At 62.4% G+C, this 16531-nt stretch carries 16 protein-coding genes and 1 tRNA gene; 10 read left to right on the top strand and 7 right to left on the bottom strand.

From position 1 onward, the window contains the following. Positions 1-33 precede the first annotated feature (33 nt). A complete protein-coding gene (locus SSA02_RS09420; protein ID WP_147093813.1) occupies positions 34-1869 on the top strand; it encodes a DUF885 domain-containing protein in 1836 nt (611 codons plus the stop codon). Between the two features lie 104 nt (positions 1870-1973). Here the strand turns inward: SSA02_RS09420 and speE are convergent, their stop codons facing one another. The 4 genes from speE to fbaA form a co-directional block, all read right to left on the bottom strand. Beyond that, positions 1974-2846: a polyamine aminopropyltransferase gene (speE, locus tag SSA02_RS09415; protein ID WP_147093812.1), complete on the bottom strand. Its 873-nt coding sequence runs from the start codon at positions 2844-2846 to the stop codon at positions 1974-1976. Positions 2847-2931: 85 nt separating this feature from the next. Then, positions 2932-3408: an adenosylmethionine decarboxylase gene (gene speD, locus SSA02_RS09410; RefSeq protein ID WP_147093811.1), complete on the bottom strand. Its 477-nt coding sequence runs from the start codon at positions 3406-3408 to the stop codon at positions 2932-2934. A gap of 199 nt (positions 3409-3607) precedes the next feature. Then, positions 3608-3916 (bottom strand): hypothetical protein, encoded by a 309-nt coding sequence (locus tag SSA02_RS09405; RefSeq protein ID WP_147093810.1) that lies wholly within the window; start codon positions 3914-3916, stop codon positions 3608-3610. A 5-nt stretch (positions 3917-3921) separates the two neighbouring features. After that, on the bottom strand, positions 3922-5031 hold the full coding sequence (gene fbaA, locus SSA02_RS09400) for a class II fructose-bisphosphate aldolase (protein WP_147093809.1): 1110 nt from the start codon (positions 5029-5031) through the stop codon (positions 3922-3924). Between the two features lie 260 nt (positions 5032-5291). On the opposite strand from fbaA, the gene SSA02_RS09395 reads away from it, so the two are divergent. The 3 genes from SSA02_RS09395 to SSA02_RS09385 all read left to right on the top strand — a co-directional run bounded on the left by SSA02_RS09395 (position 5292) and on the right by SSA02_RS09385 (position 7860). Beyond that, on the top strand, positions 5292-5963 hold the full coding sequence (locus SSA02_RS09395) for a TetR/AcrR family transcriptional regulator (protein ID WP_147093808.1): 672 nt from the start codon (positions 5292-5294) through the stop codon (positions 5961-5963). 115 nt (positions 5964-6078) lie between these two features. Next, complete coding sequence (locus SSA02_RS09390; protein WP_186807751.1) at positions 6079-6882, top strand: glutaminyl-peptide cyclotransferase; 804 nt, start codon at positions 6079-6081, stop codon at positions 6880-6882. 201 nt (positions 6883-7083) lie between these two features. Then, complete coding sequence (locus SSA02_RS09385; protein WP_186807750.1) at positions 7084-7860, top strand: IclR family transcriptional regulator; 777 nt, start codon at positions 7084-7086, stop codon at positions 7858-7860. A gap of 65 nt (positions 7861-7925) precedes the next feature. Here the strand turns inward: SSA02_RS09385 and SSA02_RS09380 are convergent, their stop codons facing one another. Further along, positions 7926-8225 (bottom strand): YggT family protein, encoded by a 300-nt coding sequence (locus SSA02_RS09380; protein ID WP_306345085.1) that lies wholly within the window; start codon positions 8223-8225, stop codon positions 7926-7928. A 158-nt stretch (positions 8226-8383) separates the two neighbouring features. Between SSA02_RS09380 and SSA02_RS09375 the strand changes: the two genes are divergently transcribed. From SSA02_RS09375 to SSA02_RS09350, 6 genes are all read left to right on the top strand, one after another. After that, a tRNA-Ala gene (locus tag SSA02_RS09375) sits at positions 8384-8459 on the top strand. Between the two features lie 202 nt (positions 8460-8661). After that, positions 8662-9717 (top strand): dTDP-glucose 4,6-dehydratase, encoded by a 1056-nt coding sequence (rfbB, locus tag SSA02_RS09370; protein ID WP_147093805.1) that lies wholly within the window; start codon positions 8662-8664, stop codon positions 9715-9717. Beyond that, positions 9714-10637 (top strand): glucose-1-phosphate thymidylyltransferase RfbA, encoded by a 924-nt coding sequence (gene rfbA, locus SSA02_RS09365; protein WP_147093804.1) that lies wholly within the window; start codon positions 9714-9716, stop codon positions 10635-10637. Before rfbB ends, rfbA begins: the two co-directional genes overlap by 4 nt. Further along, entirely contained in the window at positions 10634-11194 is a 561-nt protein-coding gene (rfbC, locus tag SSA02_RS09360) for a dTDP-4-dehydrorhamnose 3,5-epimerase (RefSeq protein ID WP_147093803.1), read from the top strand. Before rfbA ends, rfbC begins: the two co-directional genes overlap by 4 nt. Continuing rightward, positions 11191-12093, top strand: coding sequence for a dTDP-4-dehydrorhamnose reductase (gene rfbD / locus SSA02_RS09355; RefSeq protein ID WP_147093802.1), 903 nt, complete (start codon positions 11191-11193; stop codon positions 12091-12093). The genes rfbC and rfbD overlap by 4 nt, the downstream gene beginning before the upstream one ends. 29 nt (positions 12094-12122) lie before the next feature. Next, entirely contained in the window at positions 12123-13115 is a 993-nt protein-coding gene (locus SSA02_RS09350; protein WP_246103806.1) for a glycosyltransferase, read from the top strand. On the opposite strand, the gene SSA02_RS09345 is transcribed toward SSA02_RS09350, so the two are convergent. Continuing rightward, positions 13088-13747 carry an RluA family pseudouridine synthase gene (locus SSA02_RS09345; protein WP_147093801.1) on the bottom strand — a complete coding sequence of 220 codons (660 nt, stop codon included), beginning with the start codon at positions 13745-13747 and terminating at the stop codon, positions 13088-13090. The two genes, SSA02_RS09350 and SSA02_RS09345, sit on opposite strands and share 28 nt — an antisense overlap. Before the next feature lie 12 nt (positions 13748-13759). Next, on the bottom strand, positions 13760-16438 hold the full coding sequence (locus SSA02_RS09340; RefSeq protein ID WP_246103804.1) for a DNA translocase FtsK: 2679 nt from the start codon (positions 16436-16438) through the stop codon (positions 13760-13762). Positions 16439-16531: the final 93 nt, after the last annotated feature.

Raw genomic sequence — 16531 nt, 5'->3', positions numbered from 1 at the left:
TCGCCATCAGTCCGCTGCGATACAGGAGATCCGATGTCCAAGAGCCGCCCGGGCCGCCCCCATTCCCGTCTTCCCCAACTGGCCCTGATCGGGCTTGGTAGTCTGCTTCTCGGTCACGCGGCCTGGGCTGCGGATCCGTCGTCTTCCTCGCCGCCGGCCGCCGGGGCGGAGCGCCCCGGTCCGGAAGCGGCGGCTTTCGACCGGCTTCTCGATGCGCAATGGCAATACACGCTGAGGAACAGCCCCGAGCTTGCGACATCGATCGGGGATTATCGCTACAATGATCGCTGGACCGATTATTCCCTCGCCCATATCCGGGCATCCGTCTCCGATCTCACCCGGTTCCTGAAGAAATTCCAGGCGTTCGACCCGGCTTCGCTCGACGAGCAGCGCCGGATCAGCCGGGCGATGATGATCCAGCAGCTTGAGGATGATCTGGAGGGAATACGCCTGCGGACCTACGAGATGCCCATCGATCAGATGAACGGCGTCCAGCTTCAGCTTCCGGGTTTCGTCTCGAGCATTCCGTTCGCAACGACCAGACAATACGAGGATTATCTCGCACGCCTGCGGGCCGTTCCCCGCGTTATCGCGCAGATCATCGCGCTTGCACGGCAGGGCGAGAAAGACGGCCTCATGCCACCGCGTTTCCTGCTGGAGAAGGCAGAGAAGCAGATCGAGCAGATCGCCGCTCCCGCCGGAGAGAAAAGCCCGTTCGGCGAGCCTGTGACGCAGTTTCCCGCTTCGGTTCCGCAAGCGGATCGGGCACGTCTGCGCAAGGAGATCGTCGCTGCCATCGATCATGACGTACGGCCCGCCTACCGGCGTCTCGCCGCCTTCATGAAGCAGGGCTACATCGCCCATGGCCGGACCGAGGAGGGCGTATGGGCGCTGCCTGGCGGCGACGCGCTCTATCGCTACGATATCCGCACGCTGACCACCACCACGATGAGCCCGTCGGAGATCCATGCGCTCGGGCTGGCGCAGGTGGCACGGATCGAGGCGCAGATGACGGAGATCGCGCATCGTCTGGGCTTCAGCGATCTTGCCGCCTTGCGGGGCTCGGTCGCGAAGGATCCGAAGCTCTATGCGACCTCACGGGCGCAGATCGTCGACCTCTACCGTCATTACATCGACCAGATGTGGCCTGCGCTGACGAAGGATTTCGACAGGATTCCCACCACGAAGCTCGAGGTGAGGCCGGTCGAACGCTATCGCGAGGCCGAGGCTGCGGGCGCGGAATATCATCAGGGAACGCCGGACGGTTCCAGACCGGGGATCGTTTTCGTCAATACGGGAGATTTCGCGAAACGCGATCTCTACACCATCGAGGATACGGCCTATCACGAGGGCGTTCCGGGGCATCATTTCCAGATCTCGACGGCGCAATCCCTGCCTTTGCCCCCGTTTCGACAGCAGGGATTCTATAATGCCTATATCGAGGGCTGGGCGCTCTATGCCGAAGGCCTGGGCAAGGAGCTCGGTTTCTACAAGGATCTGTACAGCGATTACGGACGGCTGAACGGCGAACTTCTGCGCGCCGATCGTCTCGTTCTCGATACCGGTGTTCACGATCTGCACTGGACCCGTCAGCAGATGATCGATTTCTTCCATGCCCATCCGCCGACGAGCGAGCCGGATATGCAGGCCGAAACCGATCGCTATATCGCCTGGCCCGCTCAGGCGCTCGGCTACATGCTGGGTCAGCAGACGATCCTGCGTCTCAGGGAAAAGGCGAAGACGGCGCTGGGCGATCGTTTCGACATCCGGAAATTCCACGATGTCATCCTGTCCGGCGGCGCGATGCCGCTCACGCTCCTTGGCGATCGTGTCGATGCCTGGATTGCCGCCGTCAAGGCGCAGAAATAGCGCGGCCGGTCCTCCCGGGGAGAGAGCCGTCTCCCCGGGAAGGATAACCCCCCAGGGGAACGATATTCCCCCAGAGAAACGATATCCCTAGGGGGGCAGCCCGGTCAGCCTGCCTGACCGGGCAGGTTCTCGGCGATATAGGGCGGCAGGTTGAACGCCCCGACATGGATTTCCGGCGTCCAGTAGCGGGTCGTTCCGAGAATACCCGCTGCTTCGGCGCGGGCGCGGACGTCTTCCACGGTCTGACGGGTGGGATCGACGCCCTTTGCGGCGACGCCCAGGGTCATGAAGCCCCCGACATAGGTCGGCACGGCTGCGACATAGGCCGAGACGTGGGGGAAGAAACTGGCGCGTCGGGCGCTGGTCTCGCGCAGTTCGTCCGCCTGCATGAACGGCACGCCGCACTGGTTCACGATCAGACCCTGCGCGGAGAGGATCCGGGCACAATCCTTGTAGAACGCATCGGTGAAGAGCACCTCGCCCACCCCGATGGGATCGGTCGAGTCGACGATGATGACGTCGAAGGCACCGTCTTCCGCCTTGGCGACGTAATCGATTCCGTCGCCCACGATGACCTCGGCGCGCGGATCGTTCCAGGCATCCCCCGCGATATCGGGCAGATACTGCTTCGAAAGCTCGATGACGGCACCGTCGATCTCGACCATGACGGCCTTCTCGACCGTCTTGTGTTCAAGCACGCGCCGGAGCACGCCGCCATCGCCAGCGCCGATGATCAGCACGCGCCGCGCATCGGGATGGGTCAGGAGCGGCACATGGGTGAGCATTTCCTGATAGACGAATTCGTCGCGTTCCGTGATCTGGATGACGCCATCGAGCACGAGGACACGGCCGTGGAAATCGCTTTCGAACACGACGATGTCCTGGAAATCGCTTTTTACGCGCGCCAGCTCCCGGGTGACACGGAAGCGTTGACCCCAGTCGGGATAGAGAGTTTCGTTGATCCAGGATTCGGACATGAGACGGCCTTTCCCCAATTCATCAAAAAAAAGGCCGGGCGACGGGCCCGGCCTTGGTCTGCACGACATGCAGCCTATGACGTGTTCAGCCTGCCGATGCAATCGGCTCGCGACCGCGGCGGACTTCCTCCGAAACGACGCGACCGGCCTGGAACAGGCGCTGCATGACCGGAATCGTCAGATTCGGATCGCAGGCACCGCACATGAACACATCCACCGCCGCGAAATTGCGCTCGGGCCAGGTGTGGATCGAGATGTGGCTCTCGGCCAGAACGATCACACCGGACACGCCGGCATTGGGCGTGAAATGGTGAAAATGGCTATGCAGGATTGTTGCCCCTGCGGTAACCGCGGCTTCGCAAAGCGTTGCATCGATTGCTGCGGGATCGTCCAGATTCGTGGCATCCCAGAAATCGATCAACAGATGATGACCGGCAAAGCGTTCACCATCCCGCTCGATGAAGTAGTCCTTGCACACCTCTTCATGAGATGCGTTCGATGCGACAGTCTGGTTATCTCTCGGGAGTTCCGATACCATCCCCAGTTGAGCAAGTGCGTTCATCACGTACCCCTAAACCAGTAGACAGCCTGTTGGGCAACATGCCCCCTTGGGCCAAGGCCGCCCGATTAAAGACCCTGCCTTGCAGATGCAAGGATTTTCTACATGCTGGGTCCAATATTTTAAGCTTTTCCCGATGCAGTCGTTTTCGCGTCCGCCTCCCCGCGATCGTCGGGGCGCTGCCCGAGCGCGCGCTGCCGTCTCAGGGCGAAACGACGCGGAAGGCACCGATGAACGTCATGGTCTGCAGCAGGGGCGAACAGGCCGCATCGAGCGCGGCGAAGGCATCGGGATGATCGTTCTGGAAGGCGAGCCACGCCTCGTGGGAAGACCATTCGTCTATGGCGATATAGTCGCCGCGCTTGGCCATATCGGCAATCAGTCTGGTGCCGCGATAATCGCGGACGTTGCGGTAGAGCCGCGCCCATGGACCCTCTGGTCCATAGGTCGACTCGAAGGTCTCGATCTGGCTCGGCAGGACCGTGAAGGCCCGCACGATCTCGCAGCTCACCGCTCTCAGTCCCCTTGCGCGATCGATCGGCCCCGGGAGCCGAGATCCCGGAAGGCCTCCTCGAGGCGGGTCGCGATGCTCTCTTCGCCGACCCGGAGCCATTTGCGCGGATCGTAGAGCTTCTTGTAGGGAGCATCCGTCTCGGGGTCGATCTGATGGAGGAAGGCCTTCGGATGATCGAGAACGTACTGACCGATACCGTTCGCGAAGGCGAACTGGACGTCGGTATCGATATTCATCTTGAAGACGCCATAGGATACCGCGGCGGTGATCTTGTCCTTCTCGGAGCCGGAGCCGCCGTGGAAGACGAGACTGAGCGGCTTGGGACCGAGGCCGAGTTCCTTCGCCACATGCTCCTGCGAATGCAGCAGGATCTCGGGACGGAGCTGTACGTTGCCCGGTTTGTAGACGCCGTGGACATTGCCGAAAGAGGCTGCCACCGTCACGTGACCGAGCGGGGAAAGCTTGTTCCAGGCCAGGAGAACATCCTCGGGCTGGGTATAGAGATGGGCATTGTCCTCATGGTCTTCGAGATCGTGGCCGACGCCGTCCTCCTCGCCGCCCGTCACGCCGAGTTCGATCTCGAGGCTGATTCCGAGCTTCTCCATCCGGGGCAGGAGACGGGCGCATTCCGCGAGATTGTCCTCGAGCGGCTCGGCGGAGAGATCGATCATATGCGACGAGAAGAGCGGCGGACGACCGGCCCGGACTTCTTCCTCGCTCAGATCCAGCAATCCCTCGATCCAGGGAATGAGCTTGCGGTCGGCATGATCCGTGTGGAGGATCACGCAGATACCGTATTCCTTCGCGAGCATGTGGACATGGCGTGCCATCGCTGCGGCACCCAGAACCCGCGCCTTGTGCTGGTCTGCCAGGCCTTCTCCCGCATAGAACCGGGCGCCGCCATTCGAACACTGGACGATGACGTCGGACTTGTTCCTGGCGGCCGCCTCGAGCACCGCGTTGACGCTGTCGGTACCGACCACATTGACGGCGGGGAGGGCATATCCGCCCGCCTTGCAGGCATCGATCAGGGTGAGATAATCATCACCTGTGACAACTCCCGGGGGCAAGGTCCGGCCATGGCTCGAAACGTTCGGGCTTGTTTTGGTCATAGAACTCTCATTCTGACTGATATCGGGTTGTCACGTCCATTTTATCGTCATCTGCCCCCGAACTGCCTAGACCCTTCATGGACACATTGAAGTCATCCACATTGCAGCTTTGAAGGAAAGCGGCGTCCGGAAGTTAGGCCTTGCGCTGATCGACCCGTTCGGTCAGTTTCTGCCAGTCCACCCCCTGCAGGAAAAAGGCGATCTCTTCTTTCCTGACGGCGAGAGGAAGAGAATGGCGACGATATGGGGAGGATGGCGCGATGACGAGGGACGCGAGAGCTGAAGACGACCACGCGGACCGGGATCACAAGAGCGGAGCCGGAGACGAAAGCGGCTCCGGCAGCGCCAAGAGACGGCAGATCCTCGACGGGGCGGAGGCCGTTTTCCTCGAGCGTGGCTATGAAGGGGCATCCATGTCCCAGATTGCCTGCAAGGCCCGGGTATCCAAGGGCACGCTCTACAATCATTTCGAGAACAAGGCGGCGCTCTTCGGCGCCGTGATCGAGGACCTCAGCCGCGACAAGCTCGCTCCGGCCCTGCAGAAGACGGAGATGAGCGCCGCGCGCTGTGCGGAGGCCTTCGGCGCTCTCGCCGAGCAGTTCATACGGGTGCTTCTCGAGCCGGGTCCCCTGAGACTCTATCGGATCATCGTTTCCGAGGCACCGCATTTCCCCGATCTGGCCGATATTTTCTGGCGCCACGGTTTCGGGCGCACGCTCAGCATCATGACGGAGTGGATCGAGCACTGGATCGGCAGGGGCGCGATCGCGACGGAGGACCCCGTTTTCGCTGCCGAGCAGTTCATGGCGCTCTGCCAGACGCGGCTCGTCCAGAGAAAACGTTTCGAGCTGCCGGTCGATACGTCCGACAGGGAGATCCGCTTCGTGGCCGGCCGGATCGGACAGGCTTTCGTCTCGATCTACGGGGTCTGAATACCGTACCGGCGCCCCGGCCCCACCTCGCTGACGCTGCGGTGTTGGCGGGATGGTTCCGGCACGATCGCGTGCGGGTAGCCTGACCGGCGTCTCTTCTGTACATCACGGGTGCATGACGCAGTTCTTTTCGAGGGCAAGGCGGTTTCTCCTGGCCATGATGCTTGCCGGCTTCCCGGCCGGAACCGGTCACGCCCGGGCGGAGGGGCAAACCGGTGAGGATATTCCGGTCGAGCCGGTCCATGTGCTGGCCGTCTTTCCGCACGATCCGTCCGCCTTTACCGAAGGGCTGTTCTATCGTGACGGCTTTCTGTGGGAGAGCACGGGTTTTTCCGGACGCTCGGTCATACGCAAGGTCGATCCTGCGACCGGAGAGGTGCGCGCGCAGGCCAGGCTGCCCGATGGCGTCTTCGGCGAAGGGATCGCGGACTGGCACGACAAGGTAATCAGCCTGACATGGAAGAGCGGACGAGGCTTTCTCTGGCATTATCCCGGCCTCTCGCGCTTCGGCAGCTTCACCTATAGCGGCCAGGGATGGGGGCTCACCCATGACGATCGGGATCTCTTCATGTCCGACGGAACCTCATGTCTGCGTCGCCTCGATCCCGACACGCTCGGGCAGAGAGGGGAGATCTGCGTGACGGCGAACGGTGAGCCCGTGTCGCATCTCAACGAACTCGAATTCGTTCGCGGAGAAATCTACGCCAATATATGGCTCACGCCCGATATCGCGCGGATCGATCCCCTGACTGGGCATGTCAGGGGCTGGCTGGATCTGACGGAACTCGAGGAGGATATCGCCGCGACCGACACCGATGCCGTGGCAAACGGAATTGCATACGACGCGGTGCATGACAGGCTTTATGTCACAGGAAAATACTGGCAGCATCTTTACCAGATCGAACGCCCTCGATATTGAATGTTCTTCGTCGGGAAATGAGAACTTAGCAAGTCTTGATTACACAGATTTGACTAACCGACGGGGAATAATCTTCAATTGTAACGAAACCGATGCTCCGGCTTTGCTATACCCGCGACAAGCTTAGGTGAAAACTCCGGGTTCGACGCGACAGGGTCAGTGCCGTTCCGGGGACGCCGTTCGAATCAGATGGAGCGGAATGTGGCATATTCGGACAAGGACTGGCCTCAGGGCACTCAGACGCTCGGGCGCGGGCTTTCGATCATCCTTGCAGTCAGGGCTGGTGTGGACACCCTGTCCGAATTGTCTCTCGAGATCGGGTGTACGCGCAGCACGACCCAGCGTCTGACGGCGGCTCTGCTTCAGCAGGGCTGGCTGCGGCTCAAATCGATGGGACGCTACGGTCTGGGCGAGAAGCTTACCTCCCTGACCTCGCAGGCGCAGAATGCCTCGCCGATGCTCGCTCTGGCCGCGCCGATCCTGCAGGGTCTGCGCGACGTGACGGGCGAGATGGTGCATCTCGGGGTACGGTCGGACGGACATGCGGTCTATCTCATGCGTGTCGAGGGCAGAAAGCCGCTCGCCTTGCGGTCCAGAACCGGACAGTACATCCCTCTCGCCCGCAGCGCCACCGGGCGGGCGCTGCTTCTGGATGAGATGGAGACGGATTGGGCGCGCCTCTACCGTGCGAGCTATCGTCATGTGCCGTCCGGCCTTCCGGCATGGATCAACCGGATGCGCGCCTATCGCGCGACGGAATGCGTCTTCGATCTGGAAGATGACGAGATCGGCATCCATTGCGTCGCAGCCCCGGTCCGGGACGCTTCGGGGGGAATCGTCGCTGCGATCAGTGTGACCGCGTCGGCCGCCGAATTGCCGCTCGTGCGGATGCGGATGCTCGCCCCCCAGCTGCGCAATGCGGCGTCCCAGCTCTCGGCCAGGCTCGGCTGGCAGGAATACAGCGACGTCGCCGACTGAGGATCCTGTCGGCGGTGTTCCTGCAAGGGCGCGTGGTCCAGCGCAGGGCGCCCCGTGCGAGGGTCTCAGTGCAGCGAGTACAGAAGCAGGCGGTTCAGGGCGGGAACGAGCAGGAACTGTATGACGAGGAGAACCACGAGCGGGCTGAAATCCATGGCGCCGAACTGGGGAAGCATCGATCGCACGGGCGCCAGGACGGGTTCGGTCACGCGATTGAGAAAGACCGCGATATTATAGATGATCCGGTTGCGGGGATCGAGAACGCCGAAGGCCAGCAGCATGCTCATCAGGCATGACAGGATCAGTGCCCATGTGAAGAGCTGGATCAGCATCATCACGATCTTGTAGAGGAGGAGAATGAGCAAGGCGGTTCTCTGTCTTTTGGGGGGTGAGGACGGGACCAATAGGGTCGGAAGCGCTCTGTGACAACCGGAGAGACGACAGGCATCCGATTATGCTGCGTCCCACGCGCAGGAACAATCTTGACTTTGTATCCTGAGCGTGTAGCTTGCCGCCCATCCGTGGGGCTGTAGCTCAGATGGGAGAGCGCCTCGTTCGCAATGAGGAGGTCAGGGGTTCGATTCCCCTCAGCTCCACCACGGAACTCCTGCAGTGTAAAGTCACCGTAGAGGACACCGCGTTCGAGTGGAAAGCAGGCAATAGTTCGAAAGCCTGAATATCCTCACGTGACTTGTCGCATATATTGCCTTTTCGCCGCTCGTCGATAAAGTGTAATCGCTTTTCTCCGAGGGGAGCGATCGACGGCCCCTCTGTATCGAATTCCTGCGACTGAGAGTGAAGATGCGAATATTGTTGACTGGTGGCTGCGGCTTCATCGGATCTGCCGTGGTCCGGCATCTGATCCGTCATACGACGCATAGCGTGCTGAACGTCGATTGCATGACCTATGCCGCTTCCGAAGAGACTGTTGCCGAAGTTGCCTCCGATCCCCGTTATCGTCACGCTCCGGTCAATATCGTCAACGGCGTCGAATTGCAGACGCTTTTCGAGTCGTTCCGTCCCGATGCGGTCATGCATCTCGCGGCGGAGAGTCATGTCGATCGTTCGATCGACGGACCGGGCGTGTTCGTCGAGACCAATGTGACCGGAACCTACGCCCTGCTCGAGGCGGCGCGGCGTTACTGGCAGACGCTTTCCCCGGAAGCGCAGCGCGCATTCCGCTTCCATCATATCTCGACGGACGAGGTATTCGGGCATCTGGAGCTGGACGATCCGCCATTCACCGAAACCACGCCATACGATCCGCGCAGCCCCTATTCCGCATCCAAGGCGGCCTCTGATCATCTCGTGCGCGCCTGGTACCATACCTACGGATTGCCGACCTTCGTCACGAATACGACGAATAACTACGGTGTCTGGCATTTCCCCGAAAAGCTGATTCCCCTGGTGACCATCAATGCGCTCGAGGGCAAGGAACTTCCCGTCTACGGCAAGGGCGAGAACATCCGGGACTGGCTCTTCGTCGAGGATCATGCCGAGGCGCTGGTGCGTGCGGTCGAGCGCGGCGTGCCCGGCGAGACCTATGCGATCGGCGCCCGTCAGCCCCGTACCAATCTGGACGTGGTGAAGACGATCTGCAGCGTGCTCGATGAATTGTCTCCCGATCCGGCGGGTCCGCGCGAGCGCCTCATCCGGTTCGTCACGGATCGTCCCGGTCACGATTTCCGCTACGAGATCGATCCGAGCCACGCCGAGCAGGCGCTCGACTGGAAAGCGAAGCACGATTTCGAAACCGGCATCCGCCGGACCGTACAATGGTATCTGGATAATCGTGGCTGGTGGGAGGGCATCCGTGCCCGGCGCTACACCGGCCAGAGACTGGGAACGAAGGCATGAGCACCGCGGCGGACAAACCCATGAAGGGCATTCTTCTCGCAGGCGGTTCGGGAACGCGTCTGTATCCCATGACGCTTGCAACCTCGAAGCAGCTGCTTCCGGTTTATGACAAGCCGATGATCTATTACCCCCTGACGACGCTGATGCTGGCGGGGATCAGGGAGATCATGATCATCACGACCCCGCACGACATGCCCCAGTTCAAGCGGCTTCTCGGGGACGGCTCCCAGTTCGGCGTTTCGTTCGCCTATCGGGAGCAGCCCTCTCCGGACGGTCTGGCGCAGGCCTTCCTGATCGCCGAGGACTGGATCGACGGCGCACCCTGCGCCCTTGCCCTGGGTGACAACCTGATCTTCTCGGAGCATCTGAGCGTGCTGCTCCGGGCCGCTGCCGTGCGTCCGGAAGGCGCGACCGTCTTCGCCTATCAGGTCAGGGATCCCGAGCGATACGGTGTGGTCAGCTTCGACGAGAGCGGACGCGCCCTGCGGATTGTCGAGAAGCCGAGCAAACCCGAATCCCACTGGGCTGTGACCGGTCTGTATTTCTACGATCACCGGGTCGTGGAATTTGCGAAGAAGGTGAAACCGAGCCCGCGCGGCGAACTCGAGATCACCGATCTGAACCAGATGTATCTCGAGGAGGGGTCGCTTCAGGTCGATCGTCTGGGCCGGGGATGTGCCTGGCTCGATGCCGGCATGCCCGACAGCCTCATGCAGGCCGGCCAGTTCGTGCAGACGATCCAGTCCCGGCAGGGAATGCTCGTCGGTTCCCCGACAGAGGTCGCGTACCGGATGGGATTCATAGGCAAGGATCAGCTCGTTACCCAGGGCAGGGCGAAAGGAAAGACCGAACTCGGTCGCATGCTCCTGGAACTGGCGGAGCACGGTCATGCCGATCGCAAGGCAGGAGGTCAGTCATGAAAGTCGAACGTCTCGCCATTCCCGATGTCATTCTCGTCACGCCGCAGCGTTTCAGCGATTCGCGCGGCTTCTTCTCCGAGACCTACAACCAGCAGAAGATGATCGAGGCCGGAATCGACATTCCCTTCGTTCAGGACAATCAGAGCCTGTCGGTCCAGAAGGGCGTCGTGCGTGGGCTGCATTGTCAGGTTGCGCCCTATGTGCAGGGCAAGCTGGTCCGATGCACAAAAGGTGCGATCTGGGATGTGGCCATCGATGCCCGTACGGGATCGCCCACCTATGGCAAATGGGTTGCGGCGGAGCTGTCGGAAGAGAACTGGTCGCAGCTCTGGGTGCCTCCCGGCTTCCTGCACGGCTTCGTCACCCTCCGGGAAAATACGGAAGTGCAATACAAATGCACGTCTCTCTACGACAAGGCGTCAGAACGCGCGGTGATCTGGAACTGTCCGCATCTCGGTATCACCTGGCCGATCGGCGAGGATGAGGTGGTCCTGTCCGACAAGGACAAGGTTGCCCCGCATTTCACCGAAGCCAGGGGATGGTTCGAATACTCATGAGCAGCATGGCGCAGCGCCCGATCCTCGTGACGGGCGGTCAGGGACAGCTTGCGACGTCATTGAAGACGCTCGGTGGCGATCGGGTCGTCGTGGTCGGCCGACCGGATTTCGATTTCGACCGCCCGGAGACCATCGAACAGGTCGTGGACTCGATCCGGCCGGCGCTGGTGGTGAATGCAGCCGCCTGGACGGCGGTCGATCTGGCCGAGCAGGAGGAGGAAGCCGCGCGGCGTGCCAATGAGACCGGACCGGCAGAACTTGCCCGTGTCTGTGCAGGCCTCGATATTCCCCTGATTCACGTCTCGACCGATTATGTCTATGCGGGCGACAAGGGTGCGCCTTATGTCGAAACGGATCCGGTCACACCGCAGACCGTTTACGGGCGTACCAAGGCGGAGGGCGAAAAGGCCGTTCTCGCGGCGCAGCCGCGCAGCATCGTTCTGCGGACAGCCTGGGTCTATTCGGGGCATTGCAGGAATTTCGTGCGCACGATGGTCAATGCAGCCGCGAAAAACACCCATCTCAAGGTGGTTGGCGATCAATACGGATGTCCGACGAGTGCCGACGATCTCGCCCGGGCCATCCTGACGATTGCCGATCGGGTCGAAGCGGGTTGGCAGGATTCCTATGCCGGTCTCTATCATGCGACCGGATCGGGAGATACGAGCTGGCACGGTCTGGCCGTGGCGGCGATCGGCGAAGCGGTGAAATTCGGTCAGAAGATGCCCGAGGAGATTGCCGCCATCCGTACGGAAGACTGGCCTACCCCGGCGAAACGGCCGCAGGATTCCCGCCTCGACTGCAGCAAGCTCGAGCGTGTTTTCGGCGTGAGATTGCCGGATTGGCGCGATGGCGTTTCGCGTGCTGTCGCGGCGCATTTTGCGACAAAAACGCCCTGATCTTGCAAAGCCGACAGACCCGTTCCACCGTGCGGCCGCAACTCCGCACGGTCGGGGGGATCGATCGCCTCACCGGATCCCAGGACGGACCGATCGCCATTCTCCTCTCCGTCTATAATGGCGAGGCTCATCTCAATGAGCAGCTCGACAGTTTTCTGGCGCAAACCGATCAGAACTGGTGCCTCTACTGGCGGGATGACGGATCGTGCGATGCATCGCGTGCGATCATGCTCTCGTTTCAGGAGCATCGCGGCCAGGGGCGCTGCGTCGAGATCGCAACCTGCCCCGGCAATCTCGGCGTGGCCTCTTCCTATGCCGTCCTGCTCGATGCGGCTCCCGAAACGGCCCCTGTCGCCTTCGCCGATCAGGACGACGTCTGGGTGCCCGAAAAACTCGCCTGGGCCCGAGCGGCCCTGAGCGGAATTGCAGGGCCCGCGCTCTATCATGCGCGGCAATATCTCACCGACGATCGCCTGACGGTCAGAGGACCTTCCCTGACGCTGCGCCGCGATCCGGATTTCCGTTCCGCGCTCATCCAGAACTGCGCCACCGGGCATACGGTTCTGCTCAATCCTCAAGCTGCCGCGCTGATCCGGTCCCGACAGCCTCCCGCAGGGATCCTGCACGACTGGTGGAGCTACGTTCTCGTTCTGGGGGCCGGAGGACGCGTCGTCTCAGACGCGCGTTGTGTCAGCTTCTACCGGCAGCATCGCCGGAATGCCGTCGGTGTGGAGCGATCCTGGCTCGTGCGGGGGCTGCGTGCGTTGCGCCGGGGCCCTTCCGCGTTTATGAGCCTGCATGCCGGCCTGGCGGCGCGCCTCGGAGAGCCGGATTGCCGGGAGATCCTGACCCACGATGCGCGGGCGTTTCTCGAGCGTCTCGCGCCCGTCTCCCAATGCGGGCTGTGGGGCAGGATGCGCTTTCTGACAGGGGAGGCGGGGTTCGTCAGGCAGAGACAGGCCGAGACATGGCTGTTTCGTCTGTGGTTCGTCCTCTATGGCAGGACGAGACCGAAATCCTGACAGCTCTGTCGCATGTGGGGCGGGATTTCCGCCCGGGCGGAAATCGTCTCGGTCGAGAGTTCGGCGTCGAGACGCCAGCTCACGAGATGCAAGGGGCCGGGAATTGCGCCATAGCGCGCATCGCCGAGTATGGGACATCCCAGCAGGGCACAATGCAGCCGCGCCTGATGGGTTCGACCTGTCAGCAGTCCGAGTTCGAGCAGCGCATGTTTCTTTCCCCGGGAGAGGACGCGCCATGACGTGCGGGCCGGTTGGCCCGCTTCATGGCTCTCCATATACCAGCCCTGCGATGTCGAGACCTTGCGTATCGGCCGGTCGATCAGCCCCGATTCCGCAGCCGGGGCATTTTCGACCACGGCGCGATAGATCTTGCGGATCTTCCCTGTCGCGAAAAGTGCCTGGGCTTCGATGAGAGCCTGTTTGCGCAAGGCGATCATGAGACAGCCCGACGTATCGGTATCGAGCCGATGCGCCAGCCATGGGCCGTCCTTGCGGCGGGAGAGAAGAGGGAAGAGCGTCTCGACCGAGCGCTCCGTTCGCGGTCCGGGATGAACGGGCAGGCCTGCGGGCTTGTCGATCACGACGAGCCGCGGGCTTCGATACAGGATCGGATAGGGAAAGGGCGATGGCATGCGGGGGAGAGGTCAGTCCTCGTCGCGCGGGCGACGGGTCAGGACTTCGCGCTTGCCGACATGATTCGCCGCGCTGACGATTCCTTCCTTTTCCATCTGTTCGATGATCTTGGCGGCCCGGTTGTAGCCGATGGACAGATGACGCTGGATGAAGGAGGTGGAGGCCTTGCCTTCCCGCGTCACGAGATCGACGGCCTGGTCGAACAGGCTGGTTTCCGCATCGAAACCGCCGCCGCCCATACCGTTTCCGCTGCCGCTTCCTCCGCCTTCGTCATCGAGGCTCGAGACCACCTCGTCGTTATAGACGGGTTCGCCCTTGGAGCGCAGATCGGCGACGACGTCTTCGACCTCGCTATCGGCCACGAAGGGGCCATGCACACGCGTGATACGGGCGGCGCCCTGCATGTAGAGCATATCGCCCTGACCGAGGAGCTGTTCGGCACCCTGTTCGCCGAGAATGGTCCGGCTGTCGAATTTGCTGATGACCTGGAACGAGATACGGGTCGGGAAATTGGCCTTGATGGTTCCCGTGATGACATCGACCGAGGGACGCTGCGTGGCCATGATGACATGGATGCCGGCGGCGCGCGCCTTTTGCGCCAGACGCTGCACTGCGGCTTCGATTTCCTTGCCTGCCACCATCATCAGATCGGCCATTTCGTCGATGACGACAACGATATGCGGCATGGTCTCCAGGGCGAGCTGCTGCTCGTCGAAAACCGGCTGACCGGTTTCCGGATCGAACCCGGTCTGGACGCGCCGGGTTACCAGCTCGCCCGAAGCCCGGACCTGACGCACGCGCTGGTTGTAGCCGGTGATGTTGCGCACCTGGAGATGGGCCATCGACCGGTAACGCTTGTCCATTTCCCGGACGGTCCATTTCAGCGCGGCGACGGCCTTGTTGGGTTCGGTCACGACAGGGGTGAGCAGATGGGGGATACCGTCATAGATCGACAGCTCGAGGATTTTCGGATCGATCATGATCAGGCGACACTCCTCCGGCGTCAGCCGGTAGAGCAGCGACAGGATCATCGCATTCACCCCGACCGATTTGCCCGAGCCGGTCGTGCCCGCGATCAGGAGATGGGGCATCTTCGCGAGATCGGCATAGACCGGATTGCCGGCGATGTCCTTGCCCAGAGCCAGACGGAGCTGGGCTCCCTGTTCGTGAAACTCGGGTGTGTCGAGCAGTTCGGAGAAATAGACCGTTTCGCGCGAGGCGTTCGGCACCTCGATGCCGATCACGTTGCGTCCCGGGACAGTCGCGATACGGACGCTCAGCACGGAGAGAGACCGGGCGATGTCGTCCGCCAGTCCGATCACGCGCGCCGAGCGGATACCGGGCGCCGGTTCGAGCTCATAGAGGGTGACGACCGGACCGGCATGGATATCGCCGATCTGGCCCTGTACGCCGTAATCCGAGAGAACCTGCTCGAGAAGGCGCGCATTAGCCTGCAACACCTCGTTCGAGGGGCCGTTTCCACCATGGGCCGGAGCCTTGCGCAGAAGGCCGAGGGAAGGGGGCTGCCAGCCGACCGTATCCCAGCCACCCTGACGCGATGAGGCCGGCGCCTCCTCGATGGCGGCTGGCCGCTCGCTGCGCGCACGCCCGAAACCGAAAAAGCCTCTCTTCGGTTCCTCTTCCCTGCGCTGGGGTTCCGGTGCGGGCGGCTCGGCATAGACGGGCGTATCCTCCGGATCGCTGTACCGTTCGACGGGGGCCGGTCCCGGGACGGGGGTCTGGTCGCGTGCGATCCGGGCGAGCTGGTCGGCATAGGGATTCGAGGGCCGTGGCGCGGTGTCCTGCTCCGCCGGACGCGAGGAGGTCTGGACGGCGTTATTCGCGACCGGGATCGGGTCTTCGTGTTTCTGCGGCGGTTGCAGCCATCCGGTATTGGCCGGGATGAAGGGTGTGCGGTTTTCGCTGTCGCGTCGTGTCGAGGGATAGGGATGCTCGTGCCGATAGGCATTGGCTTCCATGGGCTCGTAGGTGCTCCAGTCGGGAGGCGTGGTCTGCCTGGTCTGGGCGCCCATCCGCCGCGCGAGATGTCCCGAGCCGCGCCCGATCGAACGGGCCCCGCGGAAAAGGGCGCGCCATTCGTTGCGTCGCAGGCCCAGAGCGAGCGGGGTCAGAAGCAGGGCGAGAAACAGCCCCAGAATGGCGAAGATGACCCCCCCCGCACGTCCGAGCGTCGCATGGCCTGTCTCCACGAGGCGATCGGCCAGAATCAGCCCGAGCTGACCGCCGAGCCCGGCCCGGGAGGGCCAGCTCGTCGGCAGGAAAGGCAGCAGGACCTGAAGCGTTGCGAACAGGGACGCAACGACCGGCAGGAAGAAGAGAAAGGCGATCAGACGCAGGACGGGCGCGCTCAGGGCATGGTGTCGCACGATCTGCCAGGCCCAGCAGAGCAGGACGAGTATCGGCACGGCGCTGGCGAGACCCAGCCACTGGACGAGCGCATCTGCCAGAGTGGCGCCGGGCTGTCCGAGAAGGTTCGTGGGAGCGGCGGTCGTCGCCGTGTCGAATGAGGGATCCTGCGGGTTGTAACTCCACAGCGCCACGCCGAGCGCGAGTGCGAGGGCGAGCAGAACGAATCCTCCGAGCTCGGTCAGCCGGTCGTGAAACGGGCTGCGGAGTCTGGATGAGGTACTGGCGGGAGAAAACAAACGGCTGAACGAAGCCAAAGTCACCTCTTCCTGGTCTTGCGCAATACGTCCCGCCCCGCGCATGGGGCATCGGGCATCGTCTGGATCTGTCTTTGTCGTGGTGCGGAACTATAGCGG

The sequence above is a fragment of the Swaminathania salitolerans genome, assembly GCF_007988945.1.
Lineage (GTDB): Bacteria > Pseudomonadota > Alphaproteobacteria > Acetobacterales > Acetobacteraceae > Swaminathania > Swaminathania salitolerans.
Note: the sequence above shows the minus strand (reverse complement) of the source record. Positions and strands in the feature narration are given on the sequence as shown.

Coding starts and splice junctions, on each gene's coding strand:
- rfbD (WP_147093802.1), top strand. CDS start 11,191: ATGAGCAGCATGGCGCAGCGCCCGATCCTCGTGACGGGCGGTCAGGGA.
- SSA02_RS09420 (WP_147093813.1), top strand. CDS start 34: ATGTCCAAGAGCCGCCCGGGCCGCCCCCATTCCCGTCTTCCCCAACTG.
- rfbC (WP_147093803.1), top strand. CDS start 10,634: ATGAAAGTCGAACGTCTCGCCATTCCCGATGTCATTCTCGTCACGCCG.
- fbaA (WP_147093809.1), bottom strand. CDS start 5,031: ATGACCAAAACAAGCCCGAACGTTTCGAGCCATGGCCGGACCTTGCCC.
- speD (WP_147093811.1), bottom strand. CDS start 3,408: ATGAACGCACTTGCTCAACTGGGGATGGTATCGGAACTCCCGAGAGAT.
- SSA02_RS09345 (WP_147093801.1), bottom strand. CDS start 13,747: ATGCCATCGCCCTTTCCCTATCCGATCCTGTATCGAAGCCCGCGGCTC.
- SSA02_RS09395 (WP_147093808.1), top strand. CDS start 5,292: ATGACGAGGGACGCGAGAGCTGAAGACGACCACGCGGACCGGGATCAC.
- speE (WP_147093812.1), bottom strand. CDS start 2,846: ATGTCCGAATCCTGGATCAACGAAACTCTCTATCCCGACTGGGGTCAA.
- SSA02_RS09390 (WP_186807751.1), top strand. CDS start 6,079: ATGACGCAGTTCTTTTCGAGGGCAAGGCGGTTTCTCCTGGCCATGATG.
- rfbB (WP_147093805.1), top strand. CDS start 8,662: ATGCGAATATTGTTGACTGGTGGCTGCGGCTTCATCGGATCTGCCGTG.
- rfbA (WP_147093804.1), top strand. CDS start 9,714: ATGAGCACCGCGGCGGACAAACCCATGAAGGGCATTCTTCTCGCAGGC.